Annotated in this window: 18 protein-coding genes; 12 read left to right on the top strand and 6 right to left on the bottom strand. The window is 34.0% G+C overall.

Going from position 1 to position 22447, the window contains the following annotated elements; genetic code table 11:
* Positions 1-124: 124 nt before the first annotated feature.
* Positions 125-1180, bottom strand: coding sequence for an NAD(P)H-dependent glycerol-3-phosphate dehydrogenase (locus QL232_RS22515; protein ID WP_281615852.1), 1056 nt, complete (start codon positions 1178-1180; stop codon positions 125-127).
* Between the two features lie 295 nt (positions 1181-1475).
* On the opposite strand from QL232_RS22515, the gene QL232_RS22520 reads away from it, so the two are divergent.
* The 3 genes from QL232_RS22520 (at position 1476) to QL232_RS22530 (ending at position 4596) form a co-directional block, all read left to right on the top strand.
* The gene (locus tag QL232_RS22520; protein WP_281615853.1) at positions 1476-2570 is read left to right on the top strand and encodes a chorismate mutase; all 1095 of its coding nucleotides are present in this window, start codon (positions 1476-1478) and stop codon (positions 2568-2570) included.
* A gap of 124 nt (positions 2571-2694) precedes the next feature.
* On the top strand, positions 2695-3729 hold the full coding sequence (gene aroB, locus QL232_RS22525; RefSeq protein ID WP_281615854.1) for a 3-dehydroquinate synthase: 1035 nt from the start codon (positions 2695-2697) through the stop codon (positions 3727-3729).
* A gap of 45 nt (positions 3730-3774) precedes the next feature.
* Positions 3775-4596, top strand: a complete 822-nt coding sequence (locus QL232_RS22530; protein WP_281615855.1) for an alpha/beta hydrolase — start codon at positions 3775-3777, stop codon at positions 4594-4596.
* 71 nt (positions 4597-4667) lie between these two features.
* Here the strand turns inward: QL232_RS22530 and QL232_RS22535 are convergent, their stop codons facing one another.
* Positions 4668-5042, bottom strand: coding sequence for a hypothetical protein (locus tag QL232_RS22535; RefSeq protein ID WP_281615856.1), 375 nt, complete (start codon positions 5040-5042; stop codon positions 4668-4670).
* A gap of 427 nt (positions 5043-5469) precedes the next feature.
* Between QL232_RS22535 and ileS the strand changes: the two genes are divergently transcribed.
* The 5 genes from ileS (at position 5470) to QL232_RS22560 (ending at position 12028) form a co-directional block, all read left to right on the top strand.
* The gene (ileS, locus tag QL232_RS22540) at positions 5470-8838 is read left to right on the top strand and encodes an isoleucine--tRNA ligase (protein ID WP_281615857.1); all 3369 of its coding nucleotides are present in this window, start codon (positions 5470-5472) and stop codon (positions 8836-8838) included.
* Positions 8839-8955: 117 nt separating this feature from the next.
* Positions 8956-9477: a hypothetical protein gene (locus tag QL232_RS22545; RefSeq protein WP_281615858.1), complete on the top strand. Its 522-nt coding sequence runs from the start codon at positions 8956-8958 to the stop codon at positions 9475-9477.
* 257 nt (positions 9478-9734) lie between these two features.
* Complete coding sequence (locus tag QL232_RS22550; RefSeq protein ID WP_281615859.1) at positions 9735-10286, top strand: transposase; 552 nt, start codon at positions 9735-9737, stop codon at positions 10284-10286.
* 280 nt (positions 10287-10566) lie between these two features.
* Entirely contained in the window at positions 10567-11295 is a 729-nt protein-coding gene (locus QL232_RS22555; RefSeq protein WP_281615860.1) for a hypothetical protein, read from the top strand.
* A 28-nt stretch (positions 11296-11323) separates the two neighbouring features.
* Positions 11324-12028: a hypothetical protein gene (locus QL232_RS22560; protein WP_281615861.1), complete on the top strand. Its 705-nt coding sequence runs from the start codon at positions 11324-11326 to the stop codon at positions 12026-12028.
* Between the two features lie 107 nt (positions 12029-12135).
* Here the strand turns inward: QL232_RS22560 and QL232_RS22565 are convergent, their stop codons facing one another.
* Together QL232_RS22565 and QL232_RS22570 are read right to left on the bottom strand one after the other, a co-directional pair.
* Positions 12136-13380, bottom strand: coding sequence for a hypothetical protein (locus tag QL232_RS22565; protein ID WP_281615862.1), 1245 nt, complete (start codon positions 13378-13380; stop codon positions 12136-12138).
* Between the two features lie 27 nt (positions 13381-13407).
* The gene (locus QL232_RS22570) at positions 13408-15798 is read right to left on the bottom strand and encodes a TonB-dependent receptor (protein WP_281615863.1); all 2391 of its coding nucleotides are present in this window, start codon (positions 15796-15798) and stop codon (positions 13408-13410) included.
* 373 nt (positions 15799-16171) lie between these two features.
* Between QL232_RS22570 and QL232_RS22575 the strand changes: the two genes are divergently transcribed.
* The 4 genes from QL232_RS22575 to yidC all read left to right on the top strand — a co-directional run bounded on the left by QL232_RS22575 (position 16172) and on the right by yidC (position 21411).
* Positions 16172-16657: a hypothetical protein gene (locus tag QL232_RS22575; protein WP_281615864.1), complete on the top strand. Its 486-nt coding sequence runs from the start codon at positions 16172-16174 to the stop codon at positions 16655-16657.
* A gap of 109 nt (positions 16658-16766) precedes the next feature.
* Positions 16767-17678 (top strand): DUF72 domain-containing protein, encoded by a 912-nt coding sequence (locus QL232_RS22580; protein WP_281615865.1) that lies wholly within the window; start codon positions 16767-16769, stop codon positions 17676-17678.
* A 90-nt stretch (positions 17679-17768) separates the two neighbouring features.
* On the top strand, positions 17769-19415 hold the full coding sequence (locus tag QL232_RS22585; protein ID WP_281615866.1) for a CTP synthase: 1647 nt from the start codon (positions 17769-17771) through the stop codon (positions 19413-19415).
* A 187-nt stretch (positions 19416-19602) separates the two neighbouring features.
* On the top strand, positions 19603-21411 hold the full coding sequence (gene yidC, locus QL232_RS22590) for a membrane protein insertase YidC (protein WP_281615867.1): 1809 nt from the start codon (positions 19603-19605) through the stop codon (positions 21409-21411).
* Between the two features lie 106 nt (positions 21412-21517).
* On the opposite strand, the gene QL232_RS22595 is transcribed toward yidC, so the two are convergent.
* A complete protein-coding gene (locus QL232_RS22595) occupies positions 21518-21787 on the bottom strand; it encodes a hypothetical protein (RefSeq protein WP_281615868.1) in 270 nt (89 codons plus the stop codon).
* A gap of 278 nt (positions 21788-22065) precedes the next feature.
* Complete coding sequence (locus tag QL232_RS22600) at positions 22066-22446, bottom strand: DUF1987 domain-containing protein (RefSeq protein ID WP_168881309.1); 381 nt, start codon at positions 22444-22446, stop codon at positions 22066-22068.
* Position 22447: the final 1 nt, after the last annotated feature.

The raw sequence follows: 22447 nt of genomic DNA on the forward strand, positions 1-22447 counted from the left end.
GTTTAAATTGGTATAAAAAAGATAAAATAAAAGGTAGCTGAAACTACCTTTTATCATTTATGTTTATGTAAATCTTGATTTCTAAATAAGTGATAGTAAGTATAGTTATTTGTACGAAAATTAGTTAGTTAAGTTGATCTTTCAAAATTCTGAACTCCACAATTGGTGAAATTCTCTCATATAGAATGTTATAAACGGCTCTTGTGATTGGTAGGTCATTTTCAATATCTAACCTTTTTGCAATTTCATAGATACTCTTTACAGCATAATAACCCTCAGCAACCATCTGCATTTCAAGTTGTGCTGCTTTAACAGAATACCCATGGCCAATCATATTACCAAAAGTCCTGTTTCTACTAAATTGAGAATAAGAGGTCACAAGCATATCTCCTAAATATGCTGTTCCTAATAAGTTTCTTTTAATATGGTAAGCTGCCTTCAAAAAGTACTGTACTTCTTGCATTGCATTAGATACTAAAACTGCTTGAAAGTTGTCTCCATAGCCTAATCCATGGGCGATACCACATGAAATAGCAACGATATTTTTCATTACAGCAGAGTATTCTACACCATAAATATCTCTAATCGATGTCGTTTTAATGTAACGGTTTTGCATGGCTTCAGAAAGTTCTTTTCCGAACCTTTTGCTTCCAGAAGCAATAGTTAAATAAGCCTGCTTTTCCATGGCTACTTCCTCTGCATGACAGGGACCGCCAATAACCGCAACACGCTTATGGTGTACACTAAAATTCTTTTCGATGTGTTCAGTAACTAGAATATGTTTCTCTGGTATTAGTCCCTTAATGGCAGAGATAACAAATTTATTTTCAAAATCTTTTGGAGTTAGATCTTTTATAGCATCAAGAACAAAGGCTGCAGGGACAGCTAGAAGGATGCAATTCGCTTCTCTGATAGCATCTTTTATATTACTGAAAGGGATCACATGTTCCGGAGAGATCTTGGCTGATGGTAAATATCTAGGATTGGAATTGTACTGTCTGATATGGTTAATATCATCCTGATTTCTAATCCACCAATGTAACTTGGTTTTTCCTCCATCTGACAAGATTTTCACTAATGCAGTGGCCCAGCTACCTCCTCCAATTACTGCAATTTTAGAGATGTCTGGAATAACATTTTGGTCTTCTAAGAACTGTGAATGTTTTGTTTCTTGTCCCACGTATAATGATAATGTTGATTTAATCGTAAAAGTAAATAATCAATATGATTATAAACGTAAATTGTCTACTTCCGTTTACAAGTATGCTGTTTATTTACTTCGTTTCCAATTCAAAAACATACAAAGTAACACCATTTTAACTGATAGTTAATACGAAATTCATTCAATAATTTGTTTTTTATTGTCAATAATCAAAAATGTATGTTAATTTCTGTAATTATTTTAATAAGGCGTTGTTTTATTTTAATTTTTTGTAATTTTGCATAATTCAATACTATCTAGAAAATAATCAGAGATGAAAGATATACAACCATTAGAAAGTTGGTCAGTAGTGAAAAATGGGGGTCCCATTGCCATTGCTGGGCCATGTAGCGCAGAATCTGAAGACCAGTTAATGGAAACTTGTCGTCAGATTACAAAAGAGATTGACATTACTATGCTTCGTGCTGGTATTTGGAAACCACGTACTAGACCAGGTTCATTCGAGGGTATTGGTGAAGAAGGTTTAAAGTGGTTTGCTAATGTTAAGAAAGAATTGAACATGCCAATCACAACTGAGGTAGCAAATGCTCAACATGTTGAGTTAGCTCTTAAGTATGGTGTTGATGTTCTTTGGATCGGTGCTCGTAGTACTGTAAACCCATTTACTATTCAAGAAATTGCTGATGCATTGAAAGGCGTGAAGGATGTTCCTGTTATGATCAAGAACCCTATCAACCCAGATGTAGCATTATGGAAAGGTGCAATTGAGCGTATTTATGGTGCAGGTGTTCGTCAGATCGCTGGTATCCACCGTGGTTTCTCATCATTTGAGAAAACTCAGTATAGAAATGTACCTATGTGGAAATTAGCTATCGCTTTAAAAACAGAGCTTCCTAACTTACCATTAATTTGTGACCCATCTCATATCGGTGGTACAAGAGACCTTATCTACCCAGTATCTCAAAAAGCAATCGACTTAGACTTTGACGGTCTAATGATCGAAACACATAGAGATCCAGATAATGCTTGGTCTGATGCTTCACAACAAGTTACTCCAAAGCGTTTAGCTGAGATCTTGAACGAAGTGAAAATCAAGAAAAGCACAACTGATGCTGAAGAAGTAAACTCTCAATTAGAAACTTTACGTTCTAAAATTGATCGTTTAGATAACGAACTTCTTGAAGTTTTATCTCAAAGAATGAAAGTAGTTAACGAAATCGGTGACTACAAGCGTGATAACAACTTAACAGTATTCCAAGCAGGTCGTTGGATCGATATCTTCCAAAACCGTCCTGAGCAAGCTGAGAAGTTAGGTTTGAGCAAAACTTTCATGGAGCAAGTATTCAAACTAGTTCATGACGAGTCTATCCGTCTTCAAACTGCAGTAGTTAACACTGAAAAGGCGTAAGCTTTTTTATAGCTATATACAAAGGCGGTTATATCTTAAGGATATTACCGCCTTTTTCTTATAGAAATTTTCAATACTATTACTTTGCTGATAGTATTATTTTTTTGATGATGAACTGTTTGCTATGAGCATCAATAAAGTAACATTTTTAGATAAAATTGATTCATCAACTTTTGAAGGGTTAGCGTCATATACTAATCTAGCAGTAATTGTTGATGAAAATACAAAAAGAGATTGTTACCCTCTTGTTCAAGACTTTCTACCATCTCATATTTTAATTGAGGTAGTAAGTGGAGAGGAAAACAAAACTCTAGATACTTGTCAACATATCTGGCAGGAGCTAACCAATGCAGGTTTTGACCGTAAAGCGGCAGTACTTGACTTAGGTGGTGGTGTAATTGGAGATATGGGAGGTTTTTGTGCTTCTACCTACAAAAGAGGAATTGACTTCTGGCAAATGCCGACAACATTACTTTCTCAAGTTGATGCTTCTGTTGGAGGTAAACTCGGTATTGACTTTGGTAAATTGAAAAACCATATCGGCGTATTTAGAGTACCAGATAATGTTCTGATTTATCCTGAGTTTATTAAAACTCTTCCAGCGAATGAATTGAGATCGGGTTTTGCTGAAGTAATCAAACACTGTTTAATAGCTGATGCAGGACATTGGGAGACAGTATCATCAATGCCATTAAGTGATCAAGATTTAGCTATGATTATTCCTCATTCAATAGGAATTAAAGATAAAGTAGTTACTTCTGATCCTACTGAAAAGGGATTAAGGAAAATATTGAATTATGGTCATACAGTTGGCCATGCAATAGAATCTTACCTTTTAGATATTCCAGGAAGAAAACTTCTGCATGGTGAAGCAATAGCTGTAGGTATGATTGCAGAGGCTTATTTATCTACTCAATTTACAGGTTTATCAAAAGAAGAGTTAGTAAAAATTCAAGAATATATCTTATCTGTTTATGGTAAGGTTGAATTAAAGGAAAGTGATTTAGAGCATTTGTATGCTTACTTATTACAGGATAAGAAGAATACTGGCAAAAAGTTAAGTCATTCCTTACTAACAAAAATTGGTGATTGTACATATGATCAATTTATCGAATGGGCGGATATTGAGAAGTCAATTCGTTATTATATGAGTTTATAAAATTTGGCGATCTTTTTTAGATCGCCATTTTCATCTTAAAGCAAAATGAAAAAGCATATATTATTACCCCTGTTTTTCCTAATTTCATTTGTATCGTTTAGCCAAGTAAAAACGATCAAATATTCACAAAAAAACAATATTCCATATTACTCCGAAGAGGTAAGAGGAGGAGATGATTATATCAAAGAGAGGTGTGTATTGGATGTTTATTACCCAACAAATATTCAGGACTATCCCACTATTGTTTGGTTTCATGGAGGAGGTCTTACATCGTATCATAAAGAAATTCCTGAGACTTTAAAAGAACAAGGAGTAGCTGTTATTGGTGTAAACTATCGACTTTATCCAAAGGTTAAGGCTCCAAAATATATTGATGATGCAGCCGCTGCTGTAGCTTGGGTGTTCAAAAATATAGAAGACTTTGGAGGAGATGCTTCTAAGATCATTATATCAGGTCATTCTGCTGGAGGATACTTAGCAAGCATGGTAGGGTTAGATAAATCTTATCTACAAAAACATGATATTGATGCTAATGATATCGCGGGCTTGGTCCCATTTAGTGGTCATTGTATCACACATTTTACTGTAAGGAAGGAAAGAGGAATAGAAGGCGAGCAACCTATAATTGATCATTTAGCCCCATTATACCATGTGAGACCAGATGCACCACCATTATTAATGATCACTGGCGATAGAGAATTAGAGTTATTAGGTAGATATGAGGAAAACGCCTATATGTATAGAATGATGAAGGTCGCAGGACATAAAGAAACAAGGCTTTTAGAATTGGATGGTTATGATCATGGAATGGTTTACCCAGCATTACCATTACTATTAAAAGAAGTTGAAAGAATCTGTGGTCAGTAAATAAATAACCCCCATCTTAAAATAAGAAGGGGGTATTTCTTTATATATATTCGTTGGTGTGTAAATTCAACTTAAATAACCGGTGTTTTTGTTCTTTTGATGATCGTTTCTACTTGATCTAGATACTTAAACACCTTAATCTTCCACGATCTGTTTGATCCAAATGTTTCAACTAGTGTTTTTTCTTCTTTACTCATGTCAGACATGATAAAAAAGTTAGTGTCTTTACTAAAACCTATTTCATCTAGTTGTGAGATTAAATGATGCTTTTCAAACACCTTAAAATTTTTGTTTAACTGATGACCATTGATAAATAAAATGGGAGTAGACAACGTCTGAACCAATGATAATGACTCTTGCAATGCTTTATTGAGTATTAAAATATCCGGTTCCCCTTTTATCGTTAATAAAATATGATCGTCATTGTTAATAATCTCGTAATCCATTTAAAATTAACAGTATGTGATTATTGTGAAAGCCATGAGATGATTTGTGATAACAAAGCTAATGGTTTTCATCAATAAAGGGTGACTTATATCAGTTTTTTATGTTAATGAGGTTGAAATGAATATGTATTGATCAGATATTCATAGAGTTAATTCTATTTATCTGAGTTCTGAATGATAGAAAATAGAAAATTCTTTGAGTAGAAATCGGTTTTGTATCACTAGATAAATTTCTAAAAACTTGATCATGGAATTAAATATAAATCATTCTGAAAAATATTATTTCTTTGACAATTAATTCATTGCTGTAAATATTCTCTAAGATCCATGTTAGTTAGTTTCTCATTTACAAACAAATTACGATATTTGTGCGAATTGTACCTTCTTAGGTATTTTATATCAAAATTATTGACAGTTACATCATCCAATGGGATTTAAAGAATACAAAGGCCTTGACCTTGTAGCAGCGAACAAAGAGATTCGCCAATATTGGGAAGAGCAAAATATCTTCGATAAGTCTGTCTCATCAAGACAGGGTAATCCATCATTCGTTTTCTATGAAGGACCTCCTTCAGCTAACGGTGCACCTGGTATTCACCACGTGATGGGCCGTGCTGTAAAAGACCTTTTTAATAGATACAAAACATTAAAAGGATTTGAAGTAAAGCGTAAAGCAGGATGGGATACTCACGGTTTACCAGTTGAGTTGAAAGTAGAAAAAGAGCTTGGCATTACTAAAGAAGATATTGGTAAGAAAATTTCTGTTGATGACTATAACGCTGCTTGCCGTAAAACGGTAATGGAATTCAAAGAGCAGTGGGATGAGTTAACTAGACAAATGGGATATTGGGTAGACTTAAAAACACCTTATATCACTTTTGAAAAGAATTATATGGAATCTGTATGGTACTTATTAAAAGAACTGTACAAGAAAGATTTATTATATAAAGGATATACTATCCAACCGTATTCTCCTGCAGCAGGTACAGGTTTATCTTCTCACGAATTAAACCAGCCAGGTGCTTATAGAGATGTAACGGATACAACGATTACTGCTCAATTTAAAGCAATTGATGAGGGCAATAATTCAGCTTTATTCTCAGATTTACACGGTGATTTATTCTTCCTAGCATGGACGACAACTCCTTGGACATTATCATCTAACGCAGCATTAGCGGTAGGTAAGAATATCGATTACGTGAAAGTTCAAACGTACAATGCGTATACTTTTGAGCCAATTACTGTAATCTTAGCCAAAGATCGTTTAAATGCTTATGTAACGAAGAAGCAATTAGATGCTGATTTCGATGCCTATGAAAAAGGTGCTAAAGTTGTTCCTGCAAGAGTAGTTGCCGAATTAAAAGGTGTTGACTTAATAGGTACAAAATATGAGCAATTATTACCTTATGTAAAACCTGAAGGTAAAGCATTTGAAGTAATCCCTGGTGATTTCGTAACTACTGAAGACGGTACAGGTATCGTTCACATCGCTCCAACTTTTGGTGCAGATGACCAGAGAGTTGCTAATCTTGCAGGTATTTCTCCAGTTGTTGTATTTGATGAAAAAGGTGAGCCACTTCCATTAGTAGACAAAACAGGTCGCTATGTAAAAGAAATGGGAGAGTTTGGTGAGCAATTCGTTAAATCAGAATACGAAGAGGAAGTAGCTGCTGAAAAGGGTTACAAATCAATGGACGTTCGTATCGCTATTAAATTAAAGACTGAGAACAGAGCATTCTTAGTAGCGAAGTATGTCCATAGTTACCCTCACTGTTGGAGAACAGATAAACCCGTTTTATACTATCCATTAGATTCATGGTTTATCCGTACTACAGCTGTAAAAGATCGTTTAGTTGAATTAAACAAAACAATCAATTGGAAGCCAAAAGCAACAGGTGAAGGACGTTTCGGAAACTGGTTAGAAAACTTAGTAGACTGGAACTTGTCACGTTCACGTTATTGGGGTACTCCACTTCCAATTTGGAGAACTGAAGATGGAAACGAAGAAGTTTGTATCGGTTCAGTAGCTGAATTGGGTGAATTAGTGAAAAAATCAGTGAAGGCAGGGGTAATGCCAAGAAATCCAAAGTACATCACAGATAATGATGAGTTAACGGAGGAGTTCGATTTACACCGTCCTTACGTAGATGATATTGTATTAGTATCAGAAAGCGGTAAGCCAATGTATCGTGAAACAGATCTTATTGACGTTTGGTTTGATTCAGGAGCAATGCCTTATGCTCAATGGCACTATCCATTCGAAAATAAAGATATTTTCGATGGTTCATTCCCTGCGGACTTTATTGCAGAAGGTGTTGACCAAACACGTGGTTGGTTCTTCACATTACATGCAATTGCAGGTATGACACAAGACTCAGTAGCTTACAAAAACGTAGTTTCTAATGGTTTAGTATTAGATGCGAAAGGAGCGAAAATGTCTAAGCGTGTTGGTAACGTGATTGATCCATTCGAAACAATGGGAGAGCACGGTGCTGATGCCACTCGTTGGTACATGATCTCAAATGCCAACCCATGGGATAACTTGAAGTTTGATTTAGAAGGTGTAAAAGAAACAAAACGTAAGTTCTTCGGAACACTTTACAATACGTATTCTTTCTTCTCTTTATATGCAAACTTAGACAACTTCACGTATTCAGAAGCGGAAGTTCCTATGGAAGATCGTCATGAGTCTGATCGTTGGATCTTATCTCGTCTAAACACGTTAGTGAAAGAGGTAGATGCAGCATTCAATGACTATGAGCCAACAAAAGCAGCGAGAGCAATCCAAGCGTTTACAATCGAAGACATGTCGAACTGGTATGTAAGATTAAACCGTAAGCGTTTCTGGAAAGGAGAGTATGCATCAGATAAGATAGCAGCTTACCAAACGCTTTACACTTGCTTGGAAACAATTTCAGTATTAATGTCTCCAATTGCTCCATTCTTCTCGGATCGTTTATTCCAAGACTTGAATGCAGCTACTGGAAAAGATAAAGCAGAGTCAGTTCACTTAGCGAACTTCCCTTCAGTAAATGAAGCGTTGATCAACATCGATTTAGAAGAGAAGATGCACTTGGCACAAGTAATTTCATCACTTACGCACTCTATCCGTAAGAAAGACAAGTTGAAAGTACGTCAGCCATTACAACGTATCTTGATTCCAGATGTAAATGCTAAAGTAACTGCTCAAATCAAAGCTGTTGAAGATGTAATTGCTGCCGAAGTAAACATTAAAGAAATCGAATTCTTGACAGAAGAAAACGAAGGAATGTTTGTGAAGCACATCAAGCCAAACTTTGCTACATTAGGTAGAAAGTACGGTAAACTGATGAAAGGCATTGCTGGAACAGTAAACCAAATGTCACAAGACGACATCAAAGCAATCGAGTCAACAGGTTCTTATACTTTTGATGTAGATGGCAATGAAGTAGTTCTTGGTATTGAGGATGTATTGATTACTTCGGATGATATCCCAGGTTGGTCAATGGCAAAAGATCAAGGTATTACAGTAGCATTAGATATCACTTTAACAGAAGAGTTGAAGAAAGAAGGTATCGCTCGTGATATTGTAAACCGTGTACAAAATATCCGTAAAGACACTGGTTTAGAAGTACAGGACAAAATCAATATCGTTGCTGAAAAAGGTGATGAGTTGGTGAACGGTGCTTTCGAATCATTCAAGGATTATATCTGTGAAGAAACACAAGCTGTTTCATTATCAGTAGAAGATGCTGTTGCAGATGCAACTGTACTTGACCTTGATGGTGTTGAAGTAAAATTAAAAGTGAGCAAGTAATCTTAGCTTACATTTAGATATTGAAGACGGGTAGCAGAAATGTTACCCGTTTTTTTTATGTTCTCTTGATTTTGTACTTTGAGAAATAAACTATTGTAATAACAAACAAGACATGAAATGAGTACTTTAAAGATTCAACTAACTGATGATAATTCAATTTTAAGATCATTATCTCTTTCAATTGTTTTACCTGTTTTATTGGGGGTTATAAGTAACTATCTAATTGATAATTTATTGTTAGCATCATTAATAGGTATGCTATCTTTTGGTATATTTTTTTTCTTAGCGATTAGGTCTATTAATAGAAATGCTAATAAGTATATTTTTGAAGTGAAAGATCAAAGAATTTATTATAAAGGATTATTCATTGTAGAATTTAAAGATATAAAAAACTTAAAATATAAATATTCAGTTAGTTTAGGACGAAAAGGTTTCACTTTATATGGAAATAGAAATTTTCGATTTTTAATTATTCGAACAAAGTCAGGTGCATGTAAAAGATTGAATTTATCATCAACATCTGCAGATGTAAATGATATAATTACAAGAGTTAATAAAGAAATTGCAGTTATGAGGAATGCAGAAAAGTTGGGTAATCATGAGAATGCCCAACCTAGCCAATCATGTCGCAAGTGTTAAGCCGTAGGCATCACTTGTGACTAACAATTGGCGAAGTCTCCTGACTTCGAACAAAAAGCACAAACTAATAATATTTTTATTCTATAGTTTACACTAAATAACTTGATAAAAGTTTTTTGAAAGGAGATAGTTAGTATTTTGAAGTCAAGAGACTTCGCAAATACCCAATCACAAAATTTGCATCCGCTTAACATTTGCGATATGTTTTTGCTAACTTGTAGGTTACAAAATCCAGAAATAATAAAAACTAACGATTCATGAGCAGAAACTATAAATTCTCAGACCAAACAGCATGCTATTTTGTAACAATGACAGTCGTTCATTGGATTGATGTATTTTCTAGAAAAGATTACAGAGATATCATTTTTGAAAGTCTAGAATATTGTAAAAAAGAAAAAGGCTTAATCGTACATGCCTATGTAATAATGAGCAATCATGTTCATTTGATTATCTCTTCAAAGGGAAAAGTAAAATTAGAATCAATTGTACGTGATTTAAAAAAGTTTACTTCAAAGAGCATTATAAAATCAATCCAAGAAAATATTTCAGAGAGTAGAAGGGATTGGATGTTATGGATGTTTGAAAGGACTGGAGAAAGGAATAAGAATAATTCAAAATATCAGTTTTGGCAACAACATAATCATCCTATTATTCTCAATAATGATCTTATTTTGAATCAAAAGATTGAGTATATACATCAAAACCCTGTGAGGAATGGTCTAATAGTAGAAGCAACAGATTATCTTTATTCAAGTGCAAAGAATTATGAAGAGAAGAGTTATAAGATTTTTGAAGTAGATTTAATATAAAACCATGTCGCAATTGTTAAGTCGAAAGGTATTACTTGTGACTGATATTTGGCAGAATCCCCGACTTCGAACAAATTACTCTAAACTAATAATAGTTCAATTCTATAGTTTATATTGAGTTATTTGAAAGTGAATATTTAGTATTGGCGAAGTCAGGAGACTTCGCCAATACTAAATCACAAGTGACGCATTCGCTTAACACTTGCGATATTTACTTAATAGTAACTTTAAGGCAAACTTTTTGAGGTAAATCAATAAGATTTTTTTACTAACATCTACTATGAAAAAATACACAAACTTTCTACTCTTGTTCTTCTTAATTTCATGTGGGAATCAAGAACAAGAGCTTCAATCCTATAAAACGAAATTAGCCGAATTAGAAGCTACTCATCTTACTTTAGAAAATAAGTTAAAGGAACAGGAAATAAAGATTAAGACACTCAAAGATGTGACGGCAAAATGGGATAAGGATGCTTTAGAAATCACTAATAAAGATTTAAAGGCACAGACTCAAAAATTAAATCAGACGGTGGCTGAAAATGCAATGAGTAAGCAAGTAGATCCCGAAAACTTCAGAAAATCATTTGTGTTTTCTTTACCTAATGATTTTTTACAAGCATTCGAAGGTGTTTCGGATAAATATAAAATATCTTCCGCCCTGAATCCATTTTATACGACTGGCCATTTTGATACTGATGATAAACTTGATTATGCTGTTTTTATTGAAAACAAACAGAATAACAAACAAGGTGTTGCTGTGATAAGAGGGAGTGACTATAGTAAGTTTTATATTATAGGAGCAGGAAATACCTTAAATGATGGTAGTGATGATTTGAATGGGTTATTAGCATTGACAACTTTGAATACTAATCTAATTGAAAGTAGGGATGAAAATCCAGCTCCTCAAATTAAATCATTGAATGTGATTTCTTTGTCGTTTACTAATTTCTCTTCTGCTGTGGTTTATTTAGATGAAGGTGAATTTAAACTTTACACACAAGCTGATTAATCTTTCTACTCTCTTAATCAAATTAACAATGAAATACTTTTATCTACTGTCATTTGCTCTGATCATTTCTTGTAATAATAACGAAAAAGAAATAGGAGAATATAAAGCTCAGATAGCAGTTTTAGAGACAAAAAATAAAAAACTGAATGACGAATTAAAGACCCAAAATTCAGAATTGGAACACTTGGAAAAATGGGTGGCTATTCAGCAAGAAAATGATATTTTAAAACAGGGTGTGAAGGATTTAGAAGGAAAAATATTCAATCATAAAATTAATGAAGAATTGATAGGGTTTGAGTCCAACTTAGGATATTTCTTGCCGTCTGAAATTCTTTCAGTTTTGAAATCAATATCTGGAGAATATAAGGTAGAACCCGATATTAATCCTTTTTTCTTAAAGGCGAATTTGAGTACTGATGATACTTTTTTCTACGTGTTGCGAATTGAACACATCAGTTCAGGGAAGAAAGGATTTATTGTTTTTAAGGATTATGCACCTGATCGTTATTTTATTATGGGAGCTGGACAGCCCTTTAATGGAGTGGATGAAGACTTAAGTTATATAGGAGCTTGTTACGTTGAAAAAGCAAGTGATGTGACAGTAGGTTATGAAGGTGATAATGAAGTTCATCCTAATACTAAAGAAGTGGTTGTATTAGTTACGAAAGAAAGTGCCTCTGCTGCATTTTACCTTGACGAAGGAGAATATAAATGGAAATGGATTGGTGATTAAATTTTGAAAACGGTAGTAGGAAAACTTCGCGTTTATGTAAATAATAAAAGGTTCTTTACTATTTGAGTAAAGAACCTTTTATTTTATATCAATGTAGTATTTAAAGCTTATTTATAAATACCTTGTACAAAGATGTTACCACCATCAAGTTGAGCACCTTTTGTTGCTGTAGTTCCTTCAAATTCCCAGATATAAGCATCAGCACCTACAGGGCTTATCGCCATATAATATTTTCCTTGGTCAACAGCGCCAGATTGGTAGTACCACATGTCTGATTTAGGTACTTCATTTAAAATCTGAACATCTTGAGCTACTACATCAATATATGCAATTTCATAGATGTTGTCCTCGTCAGAGTTTGGATCACCAAGTGCAACATAACCTTTTCCTTCTCCTGCATGATGCCAGTTGATAGAAGAAACTGCTTTACCTACTTTATCTGTGATATCAAACTTGTAAGACGTATCATACTCACCTTGGTTATTTAACCTTGTAATTACAGCATTTGATCCTTGTGTAGTCATGTTGATTTGGTATACAAAACCATCAATAACATGCATAGCTTTTCCTCTGTAACCATAAGTATCACCTTTAGAGTTCTCGTAAGTAACCGTTTTAGGGTTTTCTAAAGTAGGCCAGTCTAATACCACTGTTGCAATAGCATCAGGACGGTCAGAACTTGGTTCGCCATTATCAGGTTGACCTAATAGTCTATATTGAGTACCGTAGTATACTTTATTGTCCATAATTACAGGAGCATCAACTCTACCAACAAAAGAGTCACCAATTGCGAAAGTACCTAAATCATGCTCGATGAAATCATTTTCTGCATTGAAGTTCAGTCCTGGAATTGAAATTTTTACAATTTGTAAAGTGATTTGTACTTCAGTATTCTCTTCGTTATATGTTTTTACAACATTGTGAGCTAGTAACATTTCATCAGACACTGCAGCATATCTTGGGTGAGTGCCCACTAAATGACTAATGTCTACTTCACTAACTTTTGTGTAGCTAGTGTTGCCATCATGTTCTAATTCGTAGATTTGTCCAGTACCGTAATTTAAATTATAAATTCTACCACCGGCTGCTGTTACTCTTGCAGAACGTTCACCATCCATTTCATAACCGTTGTTCATGAAAGTTAATGTAGTGTCAGTGACATTAGTTGTTGGTTGCATAAATACGGCAACATTCTCATCAGGATCAGTTACATCTGCTGCAACATGGAATACTGTTTTTTCAGTTGGCCCGCCACCTGCTGATGGTTCGTCGTTTTTATCACAAGAAGTTAAACCAAAAAAGGCTGCAGCGGTCATTAATGCTGCTACTTTTGAAGTAGTTGAAAGTTTCATAGATCTTTTAGTTATTAAATAATGAGTTTATAAAATCGAGTAGTTGATTTTGAAATACACACCCCTTCCAGGTTGTTGGATGGCGAAGTTGTCAAACACTTGCTCATTGAATAGGTTTTTTACGTCTAAGCTAATGGCTAGCTTATTTTTAGGGAATCTGTACGATGCACCAAGATCGTTGACAAATTGTGTCGGGATCATGTCTTTATTGTCACTTCCGATATTTTCCCAATGGCGATAGTATTCATGTATATATCTTATGTTCCAATACACAGATAAATCACCTTTATTTTTTATGATATCATTTAAATGATATTTGAAGCTAGAGTTGAATTGTAAGAAAGGAGCATTTTTTAATCTTGACCCGTAATACATATTTTTTCTTCCATAGATATCATACTCTGACATGTATCTTGTGTCATTATATGATCCTGAAAAAATAGCTTCAAACTTTCTGTTATAGTCGTAATCAATTTGAAAATCCAAACCCTTTGATAATATTTCACCAAAGTTTTCATTTACATATACTTCAACACCACTGACTACCTGAGTACTTTGTTGAATCATATTCTCTACATCTCTGAAGAAGAATGTTGTTGAGAATGTAAGTGAATGTTCATTGAAGTTTAATTCACCGTAACGGATTCCTAAGTTTAGGTTTTTACTGATCTCAGGTTTTAAATCAATAGCGGCATTTACGTTGGCTGCATAGTTACCAAATAGCTCATCTGGTTCAGGTAGTCTTACAGCTTGCTCCGCAGAAAATTGTAAAGTAAGTTTATTAAAGAGATCGTAGCTTGTGGCAATACCATAACCATAATTCACATCAGAAGTAGAATTGTAGATAGGATAGTATTCTCCATCTCTATATTCATGGTCCAAGACATTAACATTGTATCCATAATATTTACCAAAGATATTTGTCCTCAACCTTCCATCAACAGCAGTATTAGAATAAGACAGTCCCAAAATGTTTTTATTCATTTTCGAATAGTTATTTCTTGTGTCTTGACCAATAGGAGCTTCTCTGTTAAATGCAGTTCTTTTGTAATCAGTAATTACTGCATTAAAATTGATGATGTTATTGTCATTAAATGAATAAGAGGTATTAAATCTATTGATTAGAGTTCCTTCATCAGTAGTTGAATGCGTAGGATTTCCGGCTTCTCCACCTCCTGGGTTTTGTGCCCAAACTTCACCATACCAATTGTACTTATTCGTAGTAGTATCAACTAGTGTTCTAGTGTTCATAGCATATGAACTGAAAAGACTAACATCTAATCCATCAACAAATAAATCTTTCTTCTGATAGTTGATACTTGGAACTACATTGCCCTGGGTGTAAAACCTTTCACCATAAGGAACATTCATAGTTGCACCATGTTGTACTTCTTTATACATATCAGAATACACCATACTGATGAGTAGCTGGTCTGCCCATTTTACATCTGTAAAGCCAAAATCTACCTTTGTACCATAAGCTTCATAAGCATCGTTAAAACGTTTGGCTTTTACAGACCGATCAACTCTACCAGTATTTGGATCTACAACGTATACATCATCGCCCCAAACTTCATAGTTGTTGTCGGAGTAATTGTAAAATAATGAGCCTCTGAATGTTAATCCATTTTTTTGGTTTCTATACCCACCATTTAAAGCAACTTGATGTGTATTGAAAGAACCTGCAGAGTATGAAAAGTTTAAACTACTTTTCTTTGCTGATTTTGTTTTAATATTGATAGCACCACCAAGTGCGTCAGAGCCTAAATTAACAGGTACAACGCCTTTGTAAACTTCTAATTCTTCAATGAGGTTAACAGGAAGAGAGTTGATAGAATAGGATTGACCATAATATTCCATAGGAACACCATCGATAAAAAAGCGAACCGCGTTTCCACTTAATCCATTGATACTATAACGAGTACGAGAACCTAAACCACCTTCTTGCCTTACATTAATACCTGATGTTTGATCTAGTAGTGTACTGAGTTCGATAGATTGGATTTCTATTTTTTCTGTTTTGATAGATTTCGATGAGAAGCCTTGAGTTTCCATTTCTGTGGATTCAGACTGACCAGTAATTAAAACTTCATCAAGTTTGATCTCATTTTCTTCTAGATATACTGTGATATTATTTTGATTAGACCAGTCAGCTTCTACTGTTTTATTGATATAGCCAGTTCTAACAATCTGTAATTTATATTTTCCTTTTTTGATTTTTGAAAAACCAAACTCACCATTTTCATTACTGTGTACACCTTTATTTGTCCCTTCAATAACAATTGTACAAAAAGGGATTCCTTCGTTTGTTTTACTATCTAATACTACTCCTCTAAGAGGTTCAGTATTAGTCTGTCCAAACATTGGAAGAGTGCTAAAAGAGATGAAAATAAGGTTTAACAGTAAAAATCTAGTCATGATTTCTATTTAGACTAATTATAAATTACGACACAAGGATAGTTACTTTTATAAGTTCAAACAATCAGGTTCACATTTGTTAAGTGATTAAATGAGACTTTTTTGAAGTCAAAATTTTAAGAAAAGTGCAAAGTGTTGATTGTTAGTGAAATGGTGTAGTGATAAGTGTTAGGTGTAAAATGGGTTAATATTGTTATCAACCACATGGTAGTCGATAACGGAGTATATCACTAAAACAGAATTGTTAAAGTAGTGGAAACAAATTCTCTAAATAAAATAAACCGTCCTTTTTTGTTAAAGATTGATAGTGAAACTTCTAATCTTTTTCTAAATCTCTTATTATTGAAATAGAAATAATTATCAGATAATTAAAATGAGAAAACTCCTTTTTACACTAACCTTCTTAATCAGCTATCAATATAATTTTGCTCAGGATATAGTTGTCATCACTCCAGATGAAGCACAAGAGAAATTTAGACAAATGGTAATGTCTAGCGAAGTTAATACTGGAGGTTTACAAGAGTTACGTTATTATATAGAAACGAGCCAAGTAAATTTAGATGATTACCTATATATAGGTGAGCTGCTTCAGCAAGCCCCAAGATATACTGAATCCTTATTAGAGTCTGCTAGACAAATTTCATTTTCAAGAAGAGAATCGAACGTATACAGAAGCCTGATTGAATTGCCTCTACTTGATTTAGCAAACATTCATACAAAAGAGATTTCTAATCTAATGAGGTCTGCATTAATGAGTAAAAGCGAAGAAAGTGATGCGAAAATACAAGGTGATATCGATATACTTATTAAACAATGCCACTACAAGGATATAGAAGCTTTTAAAAAAGAGCAATTGTAATTTTGTGTATATCACAGAGGATAAACCACATTAGTTTAGAACTGTATCTAAATTAATGTGGTTTTTCTGTTAAATTCACAATAGGATTATTATTTCAAAAATTATGTGCATGGATTTCGGAAGATTAAAAGATATTTCTGGTGTTGATTTTAGTTTACCTGAGGAAGATCCTTATTCTCAGATGGTGCTTCGAAATCACCCTAATTTTGTTGGTAACTTTGAGTTTCGTTTAGGAGCCCCAGCATGGTCTTGTGCAGCTTGGAAAGGGAAAATCTATCCTGAAAAATCAACCCCTCAAACCTTTCTACATTACTACTCTCAGTATTTTGATACCATTGAACTTAACTCTACACATTATGGTATTCCTAAAGCAGAAACACTTTTGAAATGGAAATCTACAGTACCAGATTATTTCCGTTTTTGTCCCAAAATGCTACAGAATGTAAGTCATAGGAAAAGGTTAATCAATTGTCATCAAGAAGTGATTGAATTTACCGAGCAAATGCAGCTTTTTGAAAATAAGCTTGGTTATACCTGGTTACAAATGCCTCCTGACTTTGATATTCAAGAGGTAAAGCCATTGTTGAACTTTATTGAGAAATATCCCACTCATATACCTCTTGCTCTTGAGTTACGTCATGATTCATGGTTTAAAGATCATAAAGTATTAGACGAACTTTCAGACTTAATGGAAAGTAGGGGTGATGCAATGATTATCACTGATGTTGCAGGACGAAGGGATGTTCTTCATATGCGTATTACGTCACCAACTTTATTAGTTAGGTTTGTAGGTAATGAATTGGTAGACTCTGATTTTAGTAGAGTAGATAGTTGGTTGAAAAGACTTCAACACTTGAAAATGCAAGGTTTACAAGAGGTTTATTTCTTTGCTCATCAACCGGAAGATATTCTTTGCCCTGAAATTGGAAATTATATTGGTGAAAAGTCAAAAAGTAAATATAACTGGGAATTTACGTACCCAATTCTAAGAGAAAAGGTTGAACAACAGTCTCTTTTTTAATTTGCTTACAGACATTGACATACTTTATTTGTTAATTCACATCACTTGCTTTAGCTTTGCACAAACAAAATGTGAAATCATCAACGAAGTATGTCTTCTCGTACACAAACCAAATTTATTTTCGTAACAGGCGGTGTTACGTCTTCGCTTGGAAAAGGAATTATTTCAGCTTCTCTTGGTAAACTACTACAAGGTAGAGGCTATTCAGTGACAATTCAAAAATTTGATCCATACTTAAACATCGACCCGGGTACAATGAACCCGTATGAGCATGGAGAATGTTATGTGACTGATGATGGTGCTGAAACTGACTTAGACTTAGGTCACTATGAGCGTTTCTTAAACGTACCAACATCTCAGGCAAACAACGTGACTACTGGTAGAGTTTATAACAATGTCATCACAAAAGAACGTGAAGGTGCTTACTTGGGTAAAACTGTTCAAGTGGTTCCTCATATTACTGATGAGATTAAAAGAAACTTCTACAAAGTTGCTGAAAATGGAGAATATGACATCGTAATTACTGAAATCGGTGGTTGCGTTGGTGATATTGAAGCATTACCATTTATTGAAGCCGTTCGTCAAGCTAGGTTAGAATTGGGTTCACAAAACTCAATGGTAATTCACTTAACGTTAGTTCCTTATTTAAGAGCTGCAGGTGAGTTAAAAACTAAGCCTACACAACACTCTGTAAAACAATTATTGGAGGCAGGTGTACAGCCAAACATTTTAGTTTGTCGTACTGAACATCACATTCCTATGGAGATGCGTCGTAAGATTGCATTATTCTGTAATGTTGACTTAAACGCCGTAATTGAATCTTGTGATGCATCTACAATCTATGATGTGCCATTGTTAATGCAAAAGGAAAAGCTTGATGAAATCGTATTGATGAAATTAAGTTTACCAGCATATCAAGACCCTAATTTAGATAATTGGTTGTCTTTCTTGAAAAAACTTAAGAACCCACAAGGTGAATTAAGAATTGGTTTGGTAGGTAAGTATGTTGAATTACCAGATGCTTACAAATCAATCGTAGAAGGATTTGTGCATGCAGGTGCAGTAAATGAAGTAAAAGTAAAGTTAGAATACATCAAAGCTGAAGATCTTGATGAAAGAGATAACGCTGCGAAGATTATTACTTCATTAGATGGTGTATTGGTAGCTCCAGGTTTTGGAGAAAGAGGCATGGAAGGTAAGATCAATGCTTGTTCTGTTGCTAGAGAGCATAAAGTGCCATTCTTTGGTATCTGTCTAGGTATGCAGTCAGCTGTTATTGCTTTCGGTAGAGATATGGTAGGTTTTGCTGGTGCTAATTCTTCTGAAATGGAAGAAGAGTTACAATACCCAGTAATTGACTTAATGGAAGATCAGAAAAACCTTTCACAAATGGGTGGTACTATGCGTTTAGGAGCTTACCCTTGTGAATTAAAAGAAGGATCTAAAGCATATGAGGCTTACGGTTCAGCTAAAATTTCTGAAAGACATAGACATAGATATGAGTTTAATAACGAATATTTAGAGCAATATGAGGCAGCAGGTATGAAAGCAACAGGTATTAATCCAAAATCAGGATTGGTAGAGATTGTTGAGATTCCTGATCACCCATTCTATGTTGGTGCACAATTCCACCCTGAGTATAAATCTACAGTGGAAAACCCTCATCCATTATTTGTTGCTTTTGTTAAAGCAGTAAAAGAATTGAAAAACAGTAAGGGAGAAGTAGTTAGTGCTTAATCCTTATTTGAAATATTTAATAGCTCCTTAGTCAATATTGCTAAGGAGCTTTTTTTTATATATACTTTTAACCGATTTTTGATACGTTTTAAGCATAAAAAACTTAACTTTGCAAGCATTTTATTATGGAACATAGTTCCTTATCTAAAATCACTTGACTTGTAAAAGTTATATTGAAATAAAAATTATGGATAAAAATCAAACGACAGGTTTTCTGTTGTTATCAGCTTTACTAATTGCCTATATGTTCTTCTTCCAGCCAGAACAACCTGTGGAGGATACATCGGTACAAACAGACCAAGTTGAACAGCAGGCAAAAGCCTCTCAAGGAGAAAAACAAACAACAGTTGCAACAGTAGAAAGCGATTCAGTATTACAGTCGAAATTTGGAATTTTTGGCGTAATGATGAAAGGTGAACAAAAAGATATTGTTTTAAGCAACGAAAATATAGAAGTAACTTTTGATAGTAAGGGTGGTAGAGTAAAAAATGTATTATTAAAGACTTACCAAACATACGATAAAAAGCCATTAAACTTAGTCAATGAATCCAACTATAAAGTGGAAGAAAATCTACCAACACAATTTGGTATGATTGACCTTAACACTTTGTATTATACTGCTGAAAAAAGCGGCAATAATGTTGCAATGGTTGGTAGAGATACTGAAGGAAATGAAATCTTAAGAAGAGTATATACTTTGGCTGATCAAGGGTATGTATTAAACTATAGATTAGAGCTAGTGAAAGCGAAGCCTTACATTCAAGGTGCTTCAATTTCATATACTTGGCACGACGATATGATGCTTGTGGAAAAAGATATGAAGACTTCTCGTCAGAAGACTACAGTCAACTATTTCACAAAAGCAGGTGATTATGATTATTTATCAATGACTTCTACTTCAAAAGAGGAGGAGGCAATTTCAGAACCATTATCATGGGTATCTGCAAAACAAAAGTTCTTTAACGTTGCATTGATTACAGATCAACAATTTAATGCAGCGAACTTAATCGTTGATATGGATGAGAATGATGAAGAGATTGTGAAGTCTGCCGATATCTCGTTCCAAATTCCATTGTCAAATATTGAAACAGCTAACCTTAGATACTACTTTGGACCAAACGATTACCGTGTTTGTGAAAGTGTAGCAAAAGGTTTTGAAGATAACGTTTACTTAGGTTGGTCGTGGACTACTCCATTATCTAAGTATATCTTTATTCCAATCTTTGAAACATTAGAAGGATTTGGATTAGGATATGGTCTTATCATCTTTATCATGGTGGTATTGGTAAAATCAGTACTTTATCCGCTTACATTTAACTCTTACAAGTCGATGGCTAAGATGAGACTTCTTAAGCCTGAGATGGATGAGTTAAAAGCAAAGTATGGTGATGACCAAATGAAGATCCAACAAGAGACGATGTCACTTTACCAAAAGGTGGGTGCCAATCCTCTATCTGGATGTATTCCAATGTTAGCTCAAATGCCATTTTTCGTTGCATTATATAACTTCTTCCCTAATGCATTGCAATTAAGAGGGCAGGCGTTCTTATGGGCTGATGATTTATCATCTTATGACTCGATCTTAGATTTACCATTCAGCATTCCAGCGTATGGTGACCACGTATCGTTATTTACTTTATTGTGGGCGATTTCAATGGCAGGGTATACATACTTCCAAAACCAAGCTCAAGTACAGACTAACGAGCAAATGAAGTACATCTCGTACTTATCGCCAGTATTCTTCTTGTTCTTCTTCAACAGCTTTGCAGCTGGTTTAACGTATTACTACTTTGTATCTAACTGTATTACAATTGTACAACAGTTAGCTTCGAAGCGTTTCGTAAACGAAGATAAGATCCGTAAAGTTATGGATGAGAATAAGAAAAAGAATGCGAACAAGAAAGCGGGTGGTTTTGCAGCTAGATTAGATAAAGCTATGAAGGAACAGCAAAAGGCTCAACAAGAGGCAAAAAAGAAAGGTAAGAAAGAAGATTAATCTTCTTCTAATTATATAAAAAGGCAACTCAGAAATGGGTTGCCTTTTTTTTATTATGCATAAAAAAAGCATCTCTAAAATGAGATGCTTACCATATATATTATTTCTATTGTTTCGTTAACTCTTGGAAGTCGTTACCTCTTTCTTCGATTTGTTTGAATACTTCTTGGTTCTCATCAAATATCTCGAATTTGTCAGATGTAATATCAAAAACATAGTAATCTACAGCACCTAAAACGCCAATAATTAAGATCATTGAAGCGTACCCTTTTATAGGTGATAAGTATTGTAAAAAAGAACGATACATTCTAACGATAATAGCAATATTAGATAGTATAAGGTAAATCAGTAAGATAGAATTAAAAAGCCAGATCATATCTTTAATTTTTTTGTAATAGTAGTGTTAATACTCGTTAATAGAGTTATAGTTTATTACGATTTATGAATTAAAAAAGTTGTAAAAAAGTAGAATTTAATGTGTAAGTTTTGAAAAAAATGATTTTAAAATAGTAGTGTTGGAACTATAAAAAATACACGTAAAACATACTTTTATTATATAACTATTTTTATCCTAAAATATTATGCCATTAATTAGAAAAAAAAAGATCTTTCAGGTTATGAAAGATCTTACGTGATATTTTTTAGTTTTTTGAATTAATATGCAATCAGATGTATATTTTTCCATCCTGAATCGCTGATAAAATCTTCACCAGTTTCTAGCATGTCTTCATCGTCTTTCTTGTAATACCAATTCACTACAGCTTTTCCTTTTCCAGATTCCTCATATGCTTGAAGCATTTCTATAATTCTGAAAAAACTTTTCGAAGAAGCCGTATTAAAATATGTCATCTTGTAATTTAAAGTGATCGTTAAACCGCTTTCCTTAAGATAACCCTCTACCCATGTAAATAATGGATCAAAAAATTCAGCAGTGTACTCGTGATAAGATTGACCACTGATTTCCAAAAGGCCTTTTGAAGGATCAAAGTTTACCTCAGGAACAAATTCTTTCTTTTTAATAAATAGTTTTTCCACA

This window comes from Flammeovirga sp. SubArs3 (assembly GCF_947387565.1).
Classification (GTDB): domain Bacteria; phylum Bacteroidota; class Bacteroidia; order Cytophagales; family Flammeovirgaceae; genus Flammeovirga; species Flammeovirga agarivorans.

Bases quoted from the DNA above. Each gene is read 5' to 3' on its own strand.
- QL232_RS22520 (WP_281615853.1), top strand. From the start codon at position 1,476: ATGAAAGATATACAACCATTAGAAAGTTGGTCAGTAGTGAAAAATGGG.
- aroB (WP_281615854.1), top strand. From the start codon at position 2,695: ATGAGCATCAATAAAGTAACATTTTTAGATAAAATTGATTCATCAACT.
- QL232_RS22530 (WP_281615855.1), top strand. From the start codon at position 3,775: ATGAAAAAGCATATATTATTACCCCTGTTTTTCCTAATTTCATTTGTA.
- QL232_RS22535 (WP_281615856.1), bottom strand. From the start codon at position 5,042: ATGGATTACGAGATTATTAACAATGACGATCATATTTTATTAACGATA.
- ileS (WP_281615857.1), top strand. From the start codon at position 5,470: ATGGGATTTAAAGAATACAAAGGCCTTGACCTTGTAGCAGCGAACAAA.
- QL232_RS22545 (WP_281615858.1), top strand. From the start codon at position 8,956: ATGAGTACTTTAAAGATTCAACTAACTGATGATAATTCAATTTTAAGA.
- QL232_RS22550 (WP_281615859.1), top strand. From the start codon at position 9,735: ATGAGCAGAAACTATAAATTCTCAGACCAAACAGCATGCTATTTTGTA.
- QL232_RS22555 (WP_281615860.1), top strand. From the start codon at position 10,567: ATGAAAAAATACACAAACTTTCTACTCTTGTTCTTCTTAATTTCATGT.
- QL232_RS22560 (WP_281615861.1), top strand. From the start codon at position 11,324: ATGAAATACTTTTATCTACTGTCATTTGCTCTGATCATTTCTTGTAAT.
- QL232_RS22565 (WP_281615862.1), bottom strand. From the start codon at position 13,380: ATGAAACTTTCAACTACTTCAAAAGTAGCAGCATTAATGACCGCTGCA.
- QL232_RS22570 (WP_281615863.1), bottom strand. From the start codon at position 15,798: ATGACTAGATTTTTACTGTTAAACCTTATTTTCATCTCTTTTAGCACT.
- QL232_RS22575 (WP_281615864.1), top strand. From the start codon at position 16,172: ATGAGAAAACTCCTTTTTACACTAACCTTCTTAATCAGCTATCAATAT.
- QL232_RS22580 (WP_281615865.1), top strand. From the start codon at position 16,767: ATGGATTTCGGAAGATTAAAAGATATTTCTGGTGTTGATTTTAGTTTA.
- QL232_RS22585 (WP_281615866.1), top strand. From the start codon at position 17,769: ATGTCTTCTCGTACACAAACCAAATTTATTTTCGTAACAGGCGGTGTT.
- yidC (WP_281615867.1), top strand. From the start codon at position 19,603: ATGGATAAAAATCAAACGACAGGTTTTCTGTTGTTATCAGCTTTACTA.
- QL232_RS22595 (WP_281615868.1), bottom strand. From the start codon at position 21,787: ATGATCTGGCTTTTTAATTCTATCTTACTGATTTACCTTATACTATCT.